Origin of the sequence: Methylobacterium sp. J-043 (assembly GCF_022829505.1) — a bacterium.
Classification (GTDB): domain Bacteria; phylum Pseudomonadota; class Alphaproteobacteria; order Rhizobiales; family Beijerinckiaceae; genus Methylobacterium; species Methylobacterium extorquens_A.
Genome location: NZ_JAKSYB010000063.1, coordinates 18664 through 33118, shown reverse-complemented (window position 1 = coordinate 33118; position 14455 = coordinate 18664). Strand labels below are relative to the sequence as shown.

Genomic DNA, 14455 nt, shown 5'->3' with positions numbered 1-14455 from the left:
GGATCAGCGACCCGCGTAAGCCTCCCGCTGCGCGCCGAACATGATGCGTCGGCGCATCTCGCGGAACGTGCCCTCGGCACCCGCCTCCACGGTCACGAGCGAGACGGCGATCGCGACGAGGAAGGACAGCGGCATGCTGATGAGGGCCGGGTTCTTCATCGGGACGAACCACCATGCCTGCGACACCTCCGCGAGGCTGCGCCCCAGCACGTCTACTTGGATCGTCGGCGAGAGGCTGATCAGTAGGAGCGAGGCGAAGGTCCCGACCAGGATGCTGGCGACGGCGCCTACGGTCGTGAACCGCTTCCAGGTGATCGCCAGCAGGAGGGCCGGGAAGTTGGCGGCCGCGGCGACGGCGAAGGCGAGCCCTGCCATGAAGGCGACGTTCTGCCCCTCGAACACGATCCCGAGCGCCACCGCCAGGACCGCGATGGCGACCGTGGCGATCCGGGCCACCGCGAGTTGCTCGCGCTCCGGCGCCACGCCGTGGCGCACCACGTTGACCCAGAGGTCGTGGCAGACCGTGGCGACGCCTGAGAGGGTGAGCCCAGCGACGACCGCCAGCATGGTGGCGAAGGCGACGGCGCAGATGAAGCCGAAGAAGCCGTTGCCGCCGACCGTGAGGGCGAGCAGCGGAGCCGCCATGTTGCCGCCGCCGCCGGCCTTCGTCACGACCTCCGGCCCGACGAGGACCATCGCGCCGAAGCCGATGACGAAGACGAGGAGGTGGAACGAGCCGATGATGCCGGTGGCGTAGAGGATCGACATCCGCGCCTCTTTCACGTCCGGTACGGTGAAGGCGCGCATCAGGATGTGCGGCAGGGCCGCCGTGCCGAACATCAGCCCGACGCCGAGCGAGATCGCGTCCCACCCGCTTCCCGCGACCTTGGAGCCCGGCTGGAGTACGCGCTCGCCGTACTTCTCGGCCGCCGCCGAGAACAAGGTGAGCGGGTTCATGTCGAAATGGGCAAGCACGAGCAGCGCCAGGACGAGGCCGCCCAGCGAGAGGAGCACCGCCTTGATCACTTGGACCCAGGTGGTGGCGAGCATGCCGCCGAAGATGACGTAGATGAGCATCGCGGTGCCGACCACGATGACGGAGGCGGTGTAGGGCAGGCCAAAGAGAAGTTTGATCAGCGAGCCCGTCGCGACCATCTGCGCGATCAGGTAGAGCAGGATCACGGTCAGGGTGCCGATGGCGGCGGCCATGCGCACCGGGCGCTGCCGCAGGCGGTAGGCGACGACGTCGGCGAAGGTGAATTTGCCGAGGTTGCGCAGCGGCTCGACGATCAGGAACGAGATGATCGGCCAGCCGACGAGGAAGCCGATCGAGTAGATCAGCCCGTCGAAGCCGTTCGAGGTAATGATGCCGGCGATGCCGAGGAGCGCGGCGGCGCTGAGGAAGTCGCCCGCGAGCGCCCAGCCGTTCTGCCAGGCGGTGATCTGTCCTCCGGCGGCGAAGAACTGCTCGGTGGTGCGCGTGCGCCGCGCGGCCCAGTAGGTGATGCCGAGCGTCAGCGCCATGAAGACGAAGAAGAAGGTGACGGCGAGGGGGTTGTTGGCGGCCTGCATGATCCCGCTCCTCAGTTCATGATGCGGCGCACGGCCGGGTCGTAGAAGCGGTTCGCCCAGACGACGTAGACGAGGCAGAGGACGAACGAGCCGACAATGACGCCCGCCCCGAGCAGGATGCAGAGCGACAGGCCCGGCGCCAGAATGGTGCCCATCGTCGGCTTGGCGAAGGCGAACATCGTCATGAAGCCGAAATACATCGCGATCATCACGAGGCTCAGCGCGACCGCGATGCGAGCGCGCGTTCGCGACAGCCGTGCGATCGCCTCGCCCTCCGAGTGAGGGGTGACTCTGTCGGGTGAAAGCATGCTGCACCTCCGTCCGTGGCGTGGGGTCTGGCGAACACCTCCCGGGGGCCGAAGCCTCCGAAACCGGCGGGGCATCGGTCCGGAAGCCGGCGGCCGGCCTCAGGATCGACGCGAAAATCAGGCGCCCGAGGGCACCGCATCAATGGCCCGCGCGGCGCGGCGGCGGCTCGCTCCGATACGCGGTGGCGTCGAAGCCGAACCCCTCGGCGCGCTCGTCCTCGGCGGCAGGACCCGCCGGCCGGACGGCCGCCTCGAAGTTGATCGGCTCCCGCGGCGCGCGATCGACGGTGAGGCGGAAGATGTCGAACCGGTTGTAGTAGCCGACGACGTCGTGGAACTGCTTGGGCTCGACGCAGGCCGCCACGTCGATCTCCGCGTAGACGATGGTCTCCTCGCCCTGATGCGGCGCCACCAGATGCGCGCCGGCGGGGTCGAGAACCATGGAGACGCCCGCGGGCGTCCGCTCGACGATGTCGGCGATGGCGGCGTCGCCGTCGCAGAGGATCGCCCGGGCCGCCCCGTCGAGCACGGCGGAGCAGACGATGTTGAACACCTTGGCCTCGAAGGCGTGCGCCCCGGCGCGGATCTCGATCGCCCGCGCGAGATCGTAGGCGGCGCTCTCCCCCGGCGGCCGGGTCGGCCAGGCCGGCGGGTAGGTCGAGATGTGGACCTGCTCACCCTGCGCCATCAGCGCGTAGCGGGCCAGGGGATTGGTGTTCTCGCCGCAGATCAGCATGCCGACCCGGCCGATCTCGGTGGGCGTCACCCGCAGGCCGCGGGCGTCGCCGTTGGCCCAGACCAGCTTCTCGTAGAAGGTCGGCACCAGCTTGCGGTGATGATTGAGGATCCCGCCGTCGCGGCCGATCAATACGTTGGCGTTCCACAGGCATCCGACGCTGGCCTCGGTGCTCTCGCTGAAGCCGAGAGAGACGAGCACGCCGTGGCGCCGGGCGGCGTCGCGCACGAGGCCGATCTCCGGCCCGTCGAGGCGCATGGACTCGGCGGCGAGGCGCTTGAACAGGTCGTGGTTGTGGATCGGCGCGCGCAGGGCCGCCCAGAGGGGGAAGCCCGGCATGTAGCTCTCGGGGAAAACCACGAGGCCGGCGCCGGCGCGGGCCGCCTCGCCGATCAGCGCAACCGCCTTCTCGGCAGAGGCGGTGCTGTCGAGGAAGACCGGGGCGACGTGGCAGGCAGCCGCCTTGAACTTCGGATACGGGACGGACATCGGCGCGGCTCCAGACTCGGGATGCCGCATTTGCAACAGAGACCGCCGACGGCGCGAAGGCGAAAAATTCGCAAGACCCGCTGCAATCCTGCCGGGGCGTGCTCAGAATTGGTTCAAGTACTCTGCCTCACGCGTGAACAGCTCCGACAGGAAGCGGGTCACCGCGCGGACCCGGCCGGCATGCTCGATGTCTTCGTGGACAGCGAGATAGAGGTCGCGGCGCACCACGATCTCGTCGGGCAGGACAGGAACGAGCGTCGGATTGGTCTTGGCTGAAAAAAGCGGCAGCAGGGCCAGTCCGGCCCCCGCGGCGACGGCGGTCTGCTGCGCGGCCATGCTGGTGGACCGGAACACCACATTGCTCGGTCTCAGGACTTCGAGCAGCCAATGCACCGGCTCGATCGCCACGAGGTCGTCGATGTAGTCCACGAAGTCGTGGTCCTGAAGCGCGGCGCGCGTTCCCGGCCGGCCACGCGCGGTGAGGTAGTGTTCCGAGCCGAACAGCGCCAGACGGAACGCACCGACCCGGCGGACCTTGAGGCGCGGGCCCTGGGGCGGCACGAAGGAGACCGAGATGTCGGCCTCGCGCTTGGTCAGGTTGATCAAGTGCCGCTCGGTAACGAGTTCGACCACGATCCCCGGCATGGCGGCGGCGAGTTCGGCGAACCGGGCCGACAGGTAGAACGCGGCGATGCCCTCCATGCTAGCGACCCGCACCCGCCCCGTCGGCTCCGCCCCGTCCGAAAGACCGAGGGTTTCCGGCACGGACAGCATCTTCTGTTCGATGATCTCCGCGATCACGAAGAGCTTGTGCCCGGCCTCGGTGAGCAGGAAGCCGTCGGAGCAGCGTTGGAACAGCTTCGTGTCGAGCCCCCGCTCCAGTTCGGCGATGCGGCGGCTGACCGTGGTGTTGTCGACCTTGAGCCGGCGCGCGGCCGGCATCAGTCGTCCGTGACGAGCGAGTTCAAGGAAGAAGGTGAGATCGTTCCAATCGAACATGCAGTGCTCTGAACGGTAGCACGATCCGTACGGGGGGCGTTGTCGAAGGGATGCATAAAGCGTCCCGTCGTCAACGGCCTGCGAGCAACCGCGCATCAGAAAGGCCGATTGCTGGTGAGATCGACCGCCGCTTCGAATAGGCGCTGGCTCTTGGTCAGGGCAGCGGGGCTGCACATCCTGAAACCATTCTGTCGCGGCGACCATCTCTCACCCGACACGTTACCGGACACCGCAAGAGGATGCCCGATGACGATCGATCCCCGCGAAGCCGGTGCCCGTCCGCCTTTCCCCGGTGAGCAGCAACAGGAGCGGCCGGGTCTCACGTCGAAGATGACACCGGCCCCCGACCACGGGGAAACGAGCTACGTCGGTAAGGGGCTTCTGACCGATCAGGTCGCTCTGATCACGGGCGGGGATTCCGGTATCGGCCGCGCTGTCGCCATCGCCTATGCCCGCGAAGGCGCCGACGTGGCGATCTCCTATTTAGAGGCTGAGCAGTCGGACGCCGAGGAAACGGCGCGCTGGGTCGAGCAGGCCGGGCGTCGTGTCCTGCTGCTGCCGGGCGACCTGCGCGACGAGGGTCACTGCCGCGCACTCGTCGCGCGGACCGTGGCTGAACTCGGTCGCATCGACATCTTGGTCAACAACGCGGCGGCGCAGACCATCAACGAGGGGCTTGAGGACGTGACCTCGACCGACCTCGAAGGTGCGTTCCGCGCCAACGTCTTCGCGATGTACTATCTCGCTCAGGCCGCGGTGCCGCACATGAAACCCGGCTCGGCCATCGTCAACTCGACGAGCCAGCAGGCCAAGGTCGCCGACAGCACGATGCTGATCTACGCCGCGACCAAGGGCGCCATCGCGAGCCTAACCATCGGTCTGTCGAACCTGTTGGCGCCGAAGGGTATCCGGGTGAACTGCGTGGCGCCCGGCCCGATTTGGACGCCGATCCAGCCGATCGCGAAAAGCCCGGAGCAGATCGAGAAGCTGGGGGCTGACACGCCCCTCGGCCGGGCCGGGCAACCGGCGGAGCTTGCCCCAGCCTACGTGCTGCTCGCTTCACGCGAGGGCAGCTACATGTCGGGTGCGCTCGTGCCCGTCACCGGCGGCACGCCGATGTACTGACGGGCTGCTTTGAGGGGCAGCGAAAGTCGAGACGCATCCGCCGAAGCGATCGGCAACTCGTCCACCTGCGTGGTGTAGCGCGGCGTACGCATCTCGAACTTCGTCGTCCAGGCGCGTCGCTGCTGCGCCAGTCCGGCCCGCGCCGGCACCACGCTACCGCGGCCGAAGCGGGCGTTGCAGGCATCCATCGCGCCCATGAGCCGCGTCGAGCGCTCCCGATCGAGCCGGCCGATCAGCGCCCGCTGCGACACCGCCAGCGGCACGAGATCGACCGTCACCACGCCGGCCTTCGAGTAGCGCCAAGACGGGCTGCCCTGCTCGCGCCAGGTGCGAGCCACGCCGTGCAGCGCCGCCGGAATCAGCGCCAGCGTGTCGTTCGTCGCTTCCGGCAGCCTCACCACCGTCGAGACGGAGCGCATGGGCTCGCCGCGGTCGTGCTCGCTCGTGTGGTAGAAGACCGTGATGTGATCCGTGCCGAGACCTTCGCGTCGTAGCTTCTCGCCCAGCCGCGTCGCGTGTGCGGCAACCGCCTGCTCCAGCTCGGCCCGCTCCGTCACCCGTCCAGAGAACGAGCGGGTCACCGCGCAGCCCTTGCGCCGCGCTGGCACGAGGTCGAGCCCGAGGCAGGACAGGCCGCGCAGTTCGTAGATCATGCGCTCGCCCACCACCGTCAGCGCCTTGCGCACTGGCCGCGGGTCGATGTCGCGCAGGTCCGCTACGGTGTCGATGCCCATCGCCTCCAGCTTTGGCAGCGAGGCGCGACCGACGCCCCACAGCTCGCCGACATGGATCCGGCAGAGCCAGTGCTCGTACGCCGTTGGCTCGGTCAGGTCGCACACGCCGTCAAGTTCGGGCACGGTCTTGGCGATGTGGTTGGCGAGCTTGGCGAGCGTCTTGGTCGGGCCGATGCCGACGCAGGTCGGGATGCCGGTCCAGGCTCGCACCGTGGCGCGGATCTCTCGGGCGAGCGCGACGCGATCCCGGCGGACGAAGCCGGTCAGGTCGAGGAAGCTCTCGTCGATCGAGTAGACCTCCACGTCGGGCGTCGCGTCGCGGTAGATCGCGTTGATGCGCGCCGACATGTCTCCGTAGAGGGTATAGTTCGAGGAGAACACGCGCACGCCCTGGGCCTCGCAGAGCCCGCGGATCTTGAAGTAGGGCGCGCCCATCTTGATCCCGAGCGCTTTGGCCTCGGCGGTACGGGCGATGGCGCATCCATCGTTGTTGCTCAGCACGATCACCGGAACGCGGGCGAGCTTGGCGTCGAACACGCGCTCGCACGAGCAGTAGAAGCTGTTGCCGTCGATGAGGGCGAGTGCCCGCCCGCCGCCGATCCGATCGCGCAGGCGCGCCTCAGCGCCACTCATCGCCCCTGTCCGGCGCGCGCGACGTGCCAGCGGATCGTGAAGCGCACCACGCCCCAGACATCGACCTCGGCCAACTCCTCCAGCGCGTAGACCGGCAGATCGGCGTTGTCGAAGGAGAGCCGAGCCGTGTTGCCCTCGACCACCATGCGCTTGATCGACATCTCGCCGTCGACCGCTGCGACGACGACGCTGCCATGCCCAGGCTTGAGGCTACGATCGACGCAGGCGAGATCTCCATCGAAGATCCCGGCGTCACGCATCGAATCGCCCGCGATGCGCCAGAGGAAGGTGGCGGGCGGGTTCGGCACGAGCCAGCGCGGCAACTCCAGGGCGTTTTCGACGAAGTCGTCGGCCGGCGATGGGAAGCCCGCGCACAGCGACGGCCCCATCAGCGGTACGCGAACGGTGGAGAAGCCTTGGTCCGGTAGTTCGTCGACCCGAAACAGGCTCACGCCGTACCCTCTCCCGTGATAGAACGAAAAGAGAACAAGCAGCCCGACGGTTCCGGGTCAACGTGAGCATAAACGTGACCGTGCTGCCCTGTGGAAAACGTGGACAACGCCCGACTGGGGCTTGGTGAGGGTATCAGCGATGACGATGCGGACGACCTTCCTCGTGCAGGCCTTCGTGTTGAAGCGGAAGCGGCTCATTCCTTGCGATCGGCAGGTGTCGGCGTCTGGCAGCGGGGCGTTGAAGCGGGCCGAGGCGATGGCCACGCGGATGCCGGGGACGGCCGCCTTGCAGATAGTGGCCGACGACGAGACGGGCGAACTCGAGAGCGCGACGATCCTCGGTCAGTTTGGCGAGGTGCCGGAGGACTTCGCTGAAACGCTGCAGGCGGCCTGAGGAGAGGCCCGGTGCAGACCTACAGCCTCAAGGACGGCAGCGCGCCGGGCCGCTTCACGGTCGTGGTCGATCACGAGATGGCGGGGTGCGTGGTTGCCTGCGATGAGCATCCCGGCATGTGGCGCATCGAAGATCAGGACGGCCAGTTCATGGGGCGGGCCAAGTTGCGGGAGCACGGAGCCGAGTTCCTGGCGGCTTGGTTTCTCGCCGACGATCAGGACTGGACGTGACCGGCGTCGGCGATGACGACCGCATCGCCGAGGTGCGGAAGCGGATGCCCGCGGCGGCGGGGTGATGGGGGTGAGATCGGGAACGAATAGCGAGGCAGTGGCGACGCGGCAATCTGCGCGATAGGTTGCTAGCATGGCTACTCTCCGCACCCCCTGCCACCCTCGCCAATGGGCGGTGCTGTTGGCGCTATGGCTGCTTTTCCCGGAAGGCGGGCAGGCTCAGACACCAGAGTACTTGCTGAACCAAACTGCCCGAGCAATCGCACGCATTGGCCTCGTGGAACCTGTCTGCGGGCCGTTCTACCTCTTAGACCGCAAGATGATCGCAGCGATGGAGCGAGCCTTCCTCCAAGACGGAATTGAGCGCTTCGGCGAGGCGCCTGTTCGTAGGACGGTCGCTTCCGCTCGCAATGAGATCTCCTCTCAGGCCAGGAATATTGGCGCCGCGCGCTGGTGCCCGGAGCAGAGGCAATTCTACCGCGCCCCCGGCGTTCCCGAGTTCATCGGGCAGCCTCTGCAGTGAGGTGCCCCGGAACGAAAAGCCCCGCGCGGCGGGGGGTGGGGCTGAATAGAACGATGATGGTGGAGCGCGATCTATCTCAGGTTCAGCAGGCGCGCGAGCTTGAGGGCCGCGTCTTCGGAGGCCACGCGCGCGAGGATCCAGCCGGTGGATGGCGGGCACCACGCGGCGAATTTCCAGAGCATCGGGCGCAAACCGCACCCATACCGCCTGTCAGATTGTTATGCCTCGGCTCGCAGGCTCGCGATGAAGCGCCGGGCAATCTCCCGCACCGCCTCGTCGTCGCGCGCCGTACCCTCTGATCGGTCCCAGAGATGTGGAAGGCTGGCCTCGAGTTCGTCGATCATCTCGGGGTGGCGGCCCGCAAGATGGCGTAGGGCGCCGAATAGGATGTGCTCCACCGCCATCTCTCGGCGGCGTGCATCGATCACCTGGGTGGTGCTGGTGGAGGCTGCGGTCGGATCAGGTGTGCTCATGCGCGATCAACCTGTCGGTCTCGCTCCGGTTCGCAGGCGCCGATGCCGCAGTCGCTTTGAGCGAGTTCAAAACCGGCGTGTCACTTCAGCAGGGCACCATCTCGCCGGCATAGTCGAGCTACACGCAGCCGCGCTGGCCGAGATGTTCCTGCAGTACGCCGACCATGAGGCGCGGCGGCGCTTGATCGCGGCGGCGGATGGCGAGGAAGAGCGGCTGTGGTGTGCCGTGCGCAAGCGGATGGCCGCGGCAGAACGCGGGGCCTGAAACGCAAAAGCCCCGCCGCGGCGAGCCGGGCGGGGCTGAGATTGAGCGGGTTTAGCGGAAATCGGACATAACTCGACGGCAGCGATGCGCGTCGCTCAGGCTGACACTGGCTTACCCGCCATGATCGCCTCTACGTTCGCCAGTGTGCCCCGAGCGGTCTCCGCGCGCTCGTGCGCGGCCGAGTCGAAGCCCCATGCTTCGTGCGCCTCAATCCCTCCGTGGATCGGATAGGCCGGATCGGCCGCGGGCCCTTCATCGCGGATGATTTCGAGACCGCCGATCGCCTCGGCGAGGGCGCGCTCACACCGATCGGTCGGGAGATCGCTTTCCACGTTCGCTGTCGGATTGGTGCTGACCATGTTGCGCCTCCGGCGGCGGGGATTCGCCGAGGTAACGAGACTGCATAATCAATTATATGTTGCATAGCGTCTAACAGCACATCCTGTTTCGATGTGCCGGGACTGTCTGGCCGCCCGACGCCTTTCACCCTGGCGCCGCCCCTCCGGATGGAAGCGGCCCAGTCCGCCACCAAACTCCGATGTAGCTTGGGCATAGCAAGCTGCCTTTGCTGTCATGGATTGCTGGCCCCATACCATTCCAAAAGGCCTGTCCTTTTACGTTGAACAGCGTATGTTAGGGGTGCCCGCAAGAAATCACAGATATAATATATATCTTAAAGAACATAGCTATTCACAAAACGTCCTGATAATCACGATATTAGTATTGTCGCTCAAGTTAATCTGTAATTTGATTTTTAACAAATTTTCAATCATCCCATGTTAACCTAAGATAGTTCAACGAGGCCCTTGGTAGTTCTATGCTGCGAAACTCTAAGATACTGATTAAGTCGGTTGTTCCACTCTTAATCATGGCTGCCGTCGCTGCGGGATTGATAGCTTATGCCATCGGCGGGCTCAATCTTCTCGCGGGGCAGATGCGCGAAATCGTCGATGTGCAGGCCGTTCGGCTCGAACGGATCTTGAGCATCCAGGTCAATACCAACGACGCTGCTATCCTGGCGCGGAATATTATTCTTGAGACGCGTGAGCAGGAGATGTCAGCCTATCGAACTCGCTACGACGCGTCAGTGAAAGCCTCGCGCGAGGCTGCGAATACACTGATTGCAATGGCCGACACGCCAGAGCGGAAAGCCACCAACCAGTCCCTCCAGGCTATCCTCACGGAGTTTTTTGGCGCTCTGGATAAATCAAATGCCCTCGGCCTCAGGAACGATAACGACGCAGCTGCCAAGGTCCTGCTGATCGAAGCCTCCGCCGCGCGCACCAAAATGCGAGAATTTGTCCAAGGTCGCGTCGAACGGCTGAATGCTGAGTTGCGGCAAGCCCGCGACAATGCCGAGCAAGCTGTCGCGACGGCTAAAACGGTCCTGATTGGCGCTTCTTTGGCCGGGCTTCTCAGCGCCATGGCGCTTTCGGCCTTGGTCGTGGTTTTCGGCATCACGCGGCCGCTCAGTGCCCTCGTGGGCGTGCTCCGGCGGATGGCCCAGGGCGAGATCGACGCCGAAATCAAAGAGGCTGGCCGCGGCGACGAGATCGGCGCCGTCGGCAAAGCAGTCGAAGGCATCAAAGTCATGGTTGCTCGCAAGGCGGCCGAGGAGGCCGAGGTTAAGCGCCGCGCCGATGCTGCCGCTGCCGCGGAGCGCAAGCGCACTATGATCGAACTCGCCGACGGCTTTGAGCACGCGGTCGGCGGCATCGTCGGCATGGTCTCGTCCTCCGCCACCGAGCTCCAGGCCACCGCGCAGCAGATGACCGCCACCGCCCAGGAGACGGCCGCGCAGTCCACGAGCGTGGCGGCCGCTGCCGAGGAAGCTTCGACGAACGTCAACACGGTCGCCGCGGCCGCCGAGGAGCTGGGCTCGTCAGTGCAGGAGATCGGCCGACAAGTCTCCGGCTCGGCAGGCCTTGCGCAAGCGGCGGTGGGTGAGGCTGACCAGACCGCGCACCTTGTTCAGGCGCTCAGCCAGAACGCTGCCCGGATTGGCGACATGGTCGGCATGATCTCAGGGATCGCCGGGCAGACAAACCTTCTGGCGCTCAATGCCACGATCGAGGCGGCGCGCGCAGGGGCTGCGGGGCGGGGCTTCGCGGTGGTGGCGACAGAGGTCAAGGCGCTGGCCGAGCAGACCGCCAAGGCGACCGAGGAGATCGCGCGCCAGATCGGTGAGGTCCAGGGGGTGACCGAGCAGGCGGTGACGGCGATCGGCGGGATCACTAGTCGGATCCGGGAAATCGACAGCGTGGCATCCTCGATCGCGGCGGCAGTAGAGCAGCAGAGTGCGGCCACGCAGGAGATCGTGCGCAATGTCGCGCAAGCCTCGGCAGGGACGAACGAGGTGACAGGCAACATTGCCGGGGTGGCTCAGGCGTCGGAGGAGACGGGCGCGGCGGCCACTCAGGTTCTGTCGTCTGCCTCGGAGCTGTCGCGGCAGTCCGAGCATCTCGGCGCCGAGGTCGCTCGTTTCCTCGCCACTGTTCGGGCAGCCTGACCCACCCCCATCTCCGCTGGCGTGCGCAGTAAATCAATTTTGCGTCGAACGTCCGCTTCCGCCCCATCTACGAGCGGAAGCGGACATGCGGCGGCGAGCCTGAAGAGCGTCCGGGCCAGGAGGCTGACCTGCCGGGTGGCGACAAGAGTGCTGACAAGCCGAAGGACTGAGCAAGCTTAGGATTCGGCAGAAAAGGTTCGAGGGTTGGAAAGAGAACGGCCACGGGAGCTTGAAAGAAGGTGCACGTACATACGGCGTCACCCTCGTCCCGGCATCGTGGCCGTATCAATTGATCACTTCGACGACGCGGCGAGTGCCCGGTTCGACGAGTACCGGATGCTCGTTCACGATGGTGTAGTTGTAGCCGGCCAGTTCGAACTCGCGGGGTACGTCGTAGTAAACCGGACCCTCGTCCGGCAGAATGGTGCCCACGCGGACCGGACCACGGTAGATGAAAGACGGGCGGCGCTCAGCCCGAGCGTAGATGCGGAAGCGCTCACGGCGATCGATGCCGAGAATGCCGTTCGCGGTCCCGACGGCCGCACCGATCGCTCCGCCAACCACAGCCCCCAGGGGACCGGCCATCTCCTCCCCACGCGAGGCGCCTTCCTGCACGCCGCGCTGGAGCCCCTGCGCGTAAGCGGAGACGCTCATGCTGGCCACTACTGTCATGAGGATCGTAGTGAGTTTGGTGCACATTGAATGATACCCAGCAGCACGACCCACCCATTCATGCGGTCGAGTTCGGATGATCGGCGAGGCAGGGTTAATGGACTGTGACATCGGACGGTGTCCCCAAGAGACACCTCTCCAATCAACCCCTGGGCTTTGTCGCCTCAGCTCCTTGGGCGCCGAGCCGCTTCATGCACTCGTGATATAGTTCTGCGCCGAGGTCAAAGGGAGACAAACCTTTGGGGTTGGGAGCGCCGAGCAGGCGATCCCTCGCATCATTACGACAAGTCGCGTCCTCTGGGCTTTGGATAGGAGGTTGAGTCTGCGCAAATGCACCTCCCAACATGGCGGCGGCGATGATGGTCGCGAGAACGACCTTACGCATGCTATGTCCGATCACTTGCCGCCCTGCGCTTCGTAGACAGTGATGGCGCGGCGGCAGTTTTCGGATAGCTCGGTGCGACGCTTCTTGAAGCAAGCGTCCATCTCGGGGCTGTCGGAGTCGATGCCCGCGCAGAGATTCAAAGCATCGCCCGTGCAGTATTTCTTAAGATCCGGGTTGCCGCGCTTGCTCTCCGGTGCGGCAGATGCCGAGGCGACGACGAATGATGCTGCAAGCAGCAATCCGAGGGTAGCGAGGCGAGGCATAGAATGCTTCCTGAGCCCGACGTGGACGGGCAGGAATGAGCGACAGGCTGGGATCGTTCCTCGAATGTAGCAGCCCCGCCGCCCGATCTGCTCACGGGCTGGCGGGGCGTGTCGTGTCCACACGACGGGGAGCCGATACGCAACGCGGCTCTCGCTCAAGATGGCCGAAGTGCGTTAGCTGAGCGTGAACTTACCTCTGACCCGTGCGTCTCGGTTTTGCGGCGGCGATATGCGTCCTCCGTAGCAGCAGAGAACGGCGCGGCATCGAGAAAGGCCTCCAGATCGCAGTGACGGATGACGGTGCTGACGCCAATTTTCCGCGACGGGATTCGGCCCTCCTTGATGTGCTCGAACAGCGTCGATCGGCTGATGCCGATGGCAGCGGCTGCATCCTCGATTCGATAAGCGAGCGGCACGAACACCGGGCTGCGGCGCCTGCAAGAGCAGGTTGATGGCATGATGGAGCCCTATCTGAGCACAGAGTTTGGAGGGGAAGGTTCACGGCCTTCGCTTCTGGTTCTGCGCATGGATCGCCATCACCGCGCTACGCGACTTCTTCAAGTCGATGCGACCAGTCCAAGGCTTGGGACTGCCGCGCGAGGGTTGTTTTAGGCGTGGCGGCGCCGACCAGGCAGGCCGCTCCTGTTTCTCGGAAGAGCCCCACCAGACCCTCAGGGCGTCTAGGTCGAAGACCCAGCGCGATCGGGGTCCGAACGGCTGTCGAGCGCCAGGTACACGGCCGGCCGCTGCCATGCGGATCCAGTGCCGTTCCGTGAAGCCGAACTCCGCAACGAGGTCGGTGGCGCACACGTATCGAGTCTGCGGCATTTCAGCAATCTCAAGCGTTGGCCGCTGCTCTGTGCCGCTATCGCTTTCGTCGGTCACCTGAGGGGCGCCGGGGCAATCCGGTACTAGGTTCGGCACGGCGAGTTAAGAGAAGCTGACCGGTTCTGCCTTGGCTCGCCCTACCCTCTTGGCCAGGCGCGCGACGCTTGGGAGGCAGCGCTGCCTTTCGGCCCTCCCGCAGCAGCTTCAAAAGGTCCGTGGTGGCACGAATGAATTTCGTCGCCGCGTGGAGGTAGGCGATGGCCTCAACGTGGGTGATGTCGAAGATGGTCATGGGACTCCAGACGTAAAAAGCCCGCGCCTCGGGAGAGGGCGGGCTGGTTGCGGTCGACAGGCGGCGAATCGCCTTCCTATCCAAATAGGAAGGGCAACCGCTGAACGCCCCGCGGACGCCGATAGCCGAGTGCCCCATCGCCATAGGCGACGAACACCCGGTCTCGGCCTGCGGGTGCGCGGTCTGGTTGGGTCGGTTTTGGACAGGGTAGGTGCCGGGACGGCCCATCTGGGCACTCGTCTCGCAACCTGTAGCGCTTTGGGGGGACTCGCCCGTTGGGTCAAGAAGATTGCGCAGGCTGGCCGCGCTGGCCTCCGCGGTTCCGAAGGGCTTCGGGATGATCTTGTGGCTCAGCGAGGGCGTTCACGCCACCGGCTAGCCCCTCAGCAATGGGCCATCAGGTCCAACCTTGCGGACTTGGCGTACCTCGACGAGCCTGACGCCGATACGGCGCAGCGGCATTGTTGCCTGCGTCTATCGCCTCGAAGCTCGTCGCGAAGCGCGGCCCCGACCGCCTGACCGGCTCCGTCGAAGCTCCTCGGTAGATCGTCCATCCCCAAGGCAGAAGCCCCT

17 protein-coding genes are annotated in these 14455 nt (G+C 65.7%); 6 read left to right on the top strand and 11 right to left on the bottom strand.

Annotated features, from left to right (window positions below; translation table 11 throughout):
* Positions 1-3: 3 nt before the first annotated feature.
* From MKK50_RS18180 to MKK50_RS18165, 4 genes are all read right to left on the bottom strand, one after another.
* Positions 4-1572 carry a sodium:solute symporter family transporter gene (locus tag MKK50_RS18180; RefSeq protein WP_499024318.1) on the bottom strand — a complete coding sequence of 523 codons (1569 nt, stop codon included), beginning with the start codon at positions 1570-1572 and terminating at the stop codon, positions 4-6.
* A gap of 11 nt (positions 1573-1583) precedes the next feature.
* Complete coding sequence (locus tag MKK50_RS18175; RefSeq protein WP_499024316.1) at positions 1584-1880, bottom strand: DUF485 domain-containing protein; 297 nt, start codon at positions 1878-1880, stop codon at positions 1584-1586.
* 139 nt (positions 1881-2019) lie between these two features.
* The gene (locus tag MKK50_RS18170) at positions 2020-3105 is read right to left on the bottom strand and encodes a carbon-nitrogen hydrolase family protein (protein WP_499024315.1); all 1086 of its coding nucleotides are present in this window, start codon (positions 3103-3105) and stop codon (positions 2020-2022) included.
* Between the two features lie 102 nt (positions 3106-3207).
* Positions 3208-4104: a LysR family transcriptional regulator gene (locus tag MKK50_RS18165; protein WP_499024314.1), complete on the bottom strand. Its 897-nt coding sequence runs from the start codon at positions 4102-4104 to the stop codon at positions 3208-3210.
* 246 nt (positions 4105-4350) lie between these two features.
* Between MKK50_RS18165 and MKK50_RS18160 the strand changes: the two genes are divergently transcribed.
* The gene (locus tag MKK50_RS18160) at positions 4351-5229 is read left to right on the top strand and encodes an SDR family oxidoreductase (RefSeq protein WP_499024311.1); all 879 of its coding nucleotides are present in this window, start codon (positions 4351-4353) and stop codon (positions 5227-5229) included.
* Here MKK50_RS18160 and MKK50_RS18155 read toward each other — a convergent pair.
* Together MKK50_RS18155 and MKK50_RS18150 are read right to left on the bottom strand one after the other, a co-directional pair.
* A complete protein-coding gene (locus tag MKK50_RS18155; RefSeq protein ID WP_499024309.1) occupies positions 5178-6596 on the bottom strand; it encodes a Y-family DNA polymerase in 1419 nt (472 codons plus the stop codon). The two genes, MKK50_RS18160 and MKK50_RS18155, sit on opposite strands and share 52 nt — an antisense overlap.
* The gene (locus tag MKK50_RS18150) at positions 6593-7048 is read right to left on the bottom strand and encodes a LexA family protein (protein ID WP_499024307.1); all 456 of its coding nucleotides are present in this window, start codon (positions 7046-7048) and stop codon (positions 6593-6595) included. The genes MKK50_RS18155 and MKK50_RS18150 overlap by 4 nt, the downstream gene beginning before the upstream one ends.
* Before the next feature lie 139 nt (positions 7049-7187).
* Between MKK50_RS18150 and MKK50_RS18145 the strand changes: the two genes are divergently transcribed.
* From MKK50_RS18145 to MKK50_RS18135, 3 genes are all read left to right on the top strand, one after another.
* Positions 7188-7442, top strand: a complete 255-nt coding sequence (locus MKK50_RS18145; RefSeq protein WP_499024305.1) for a hypothetical protein — start codon at positions 7188-7190, stop codon at positions 7440-7442.
* An 11-nt stretch (positions 7443-7453) separates the two neighbouring features.
* A complete protein-coding gene (locus tag MKK50_RS18140; RefSeq protein WP_499024303.1) occupies positions 7454-7672 on the top strand; it encodes a hypothetical protein in 219 nt (72 codons plus the stop codon).
* Positions 7673-7805: 133 nt separating this feature from the next.
* Entirely contained in the window at positions 7806-8195 is a 390-nt protein-coding gene (locus MKK50_RS18135) for a hypothetical protein (RefSeq protein WP_499024302.1), read from the top strand.
* Positions 8196-8413: 218 nt separating this feature from the next.
* Here the strand turns inward: MKK50_RS18135 and MKK50_RS18130 are convergent, their stop codons facing one another.
* Complete coding sequence (locus MKK50_RS18130; RefSeq protein ID WP_499024300.1) at positions 8414-8668, bottom strand: hypothetical protein; 255 nt, start codon at positions 8666-8668, stop codon at positions 8414-8416.
* Between the two features lie 142 nt (positions 8669-8810).
* Between MKK50_RS18130 and MKK50_RS18125 the strand changes: the two genes are divergently transcribed.
* Complete coding sequence (locus MKK50_RS18125) at positions 8811-8933, top strand: hypothetical protein (RefSeq protein ID WP_499024299.1); 123 nt, start codon at positions 8811-8813, stop codon at positions 8931-8933.
* 95 nt (positions 8934-9028) lie between these two features.
* On the opposite strand, the gene MKK50_RS18120 is transcribed toward MKK50_RS18125, so the two are convergent.
* Positions 9029-9292, bottom strand: coding sequence for a hypothetical protein (locus MKK50_RS18120; RefSeq protein ID WP_499024298.1), 264 nt, complete (start codon positions 9290-9292; stop codon positions 9029-9031).
* Between the two features lie 509 nt (positions 9293-9801).
* Between MKK50_RS18120 and MKK50_RS18115 the strand changes: the two genes are divergently transcribed.
* Positions 9802-11442: a methyl-accepting chemotaxis protein gene (locus tag MKK50_RS18115; RefSeq protein WP_499024296.1), complete on the top strand. Its 1641-nt coding sequence runs from the start codon at positions 9802-9804 to the stop codon at positions 11440-11442.
* Between the two features lie 285 nt (positions 11443-11727).
* On the opposite strand, the gene MKK50_RS18110 is transcribed toward MKK50_RS18115, so the two are convergent.
* From MKK50_RS18110 to MKK50_RS18100, 3 genes are all read right to left on the bottom strand, one after another.
* Positions 11728-12141, bottom strand: coding sequence for a DUF1236 domain-containing protein (locus MKK50_RS18110; RefSeq protein WP_499024294.1), 414 nt, complete (start codon positions 12139-12141; stop codon positions 11728-11730).
* Positions 12142-12510: 369 nt separating this feature from the next.
* A complete protein-coding gene (locus MKK50_RS18105; protein ID WP_499024293.1) occupies positions 12511-12762 on the bottom strand; it encodes a 3',5'-cyclic-nucleotide phosphodiesterase in 252 nt (83 codons plus the stop codon).
* A gap of 155 nt (positions 12763-12917) precedes the next feature.
* Positions 12918-13184, bottom strand: a complete 267-nt coding sequence (locus MKK50_RS18100) for a helix-turn-helix domain-containing protein (protein WP_499024292.1) — start codon at positions 13182-13184, stop codon at positions 12918-12920.
* Positions 13185-14455 lie beyond the last annotated feature (1271 nt).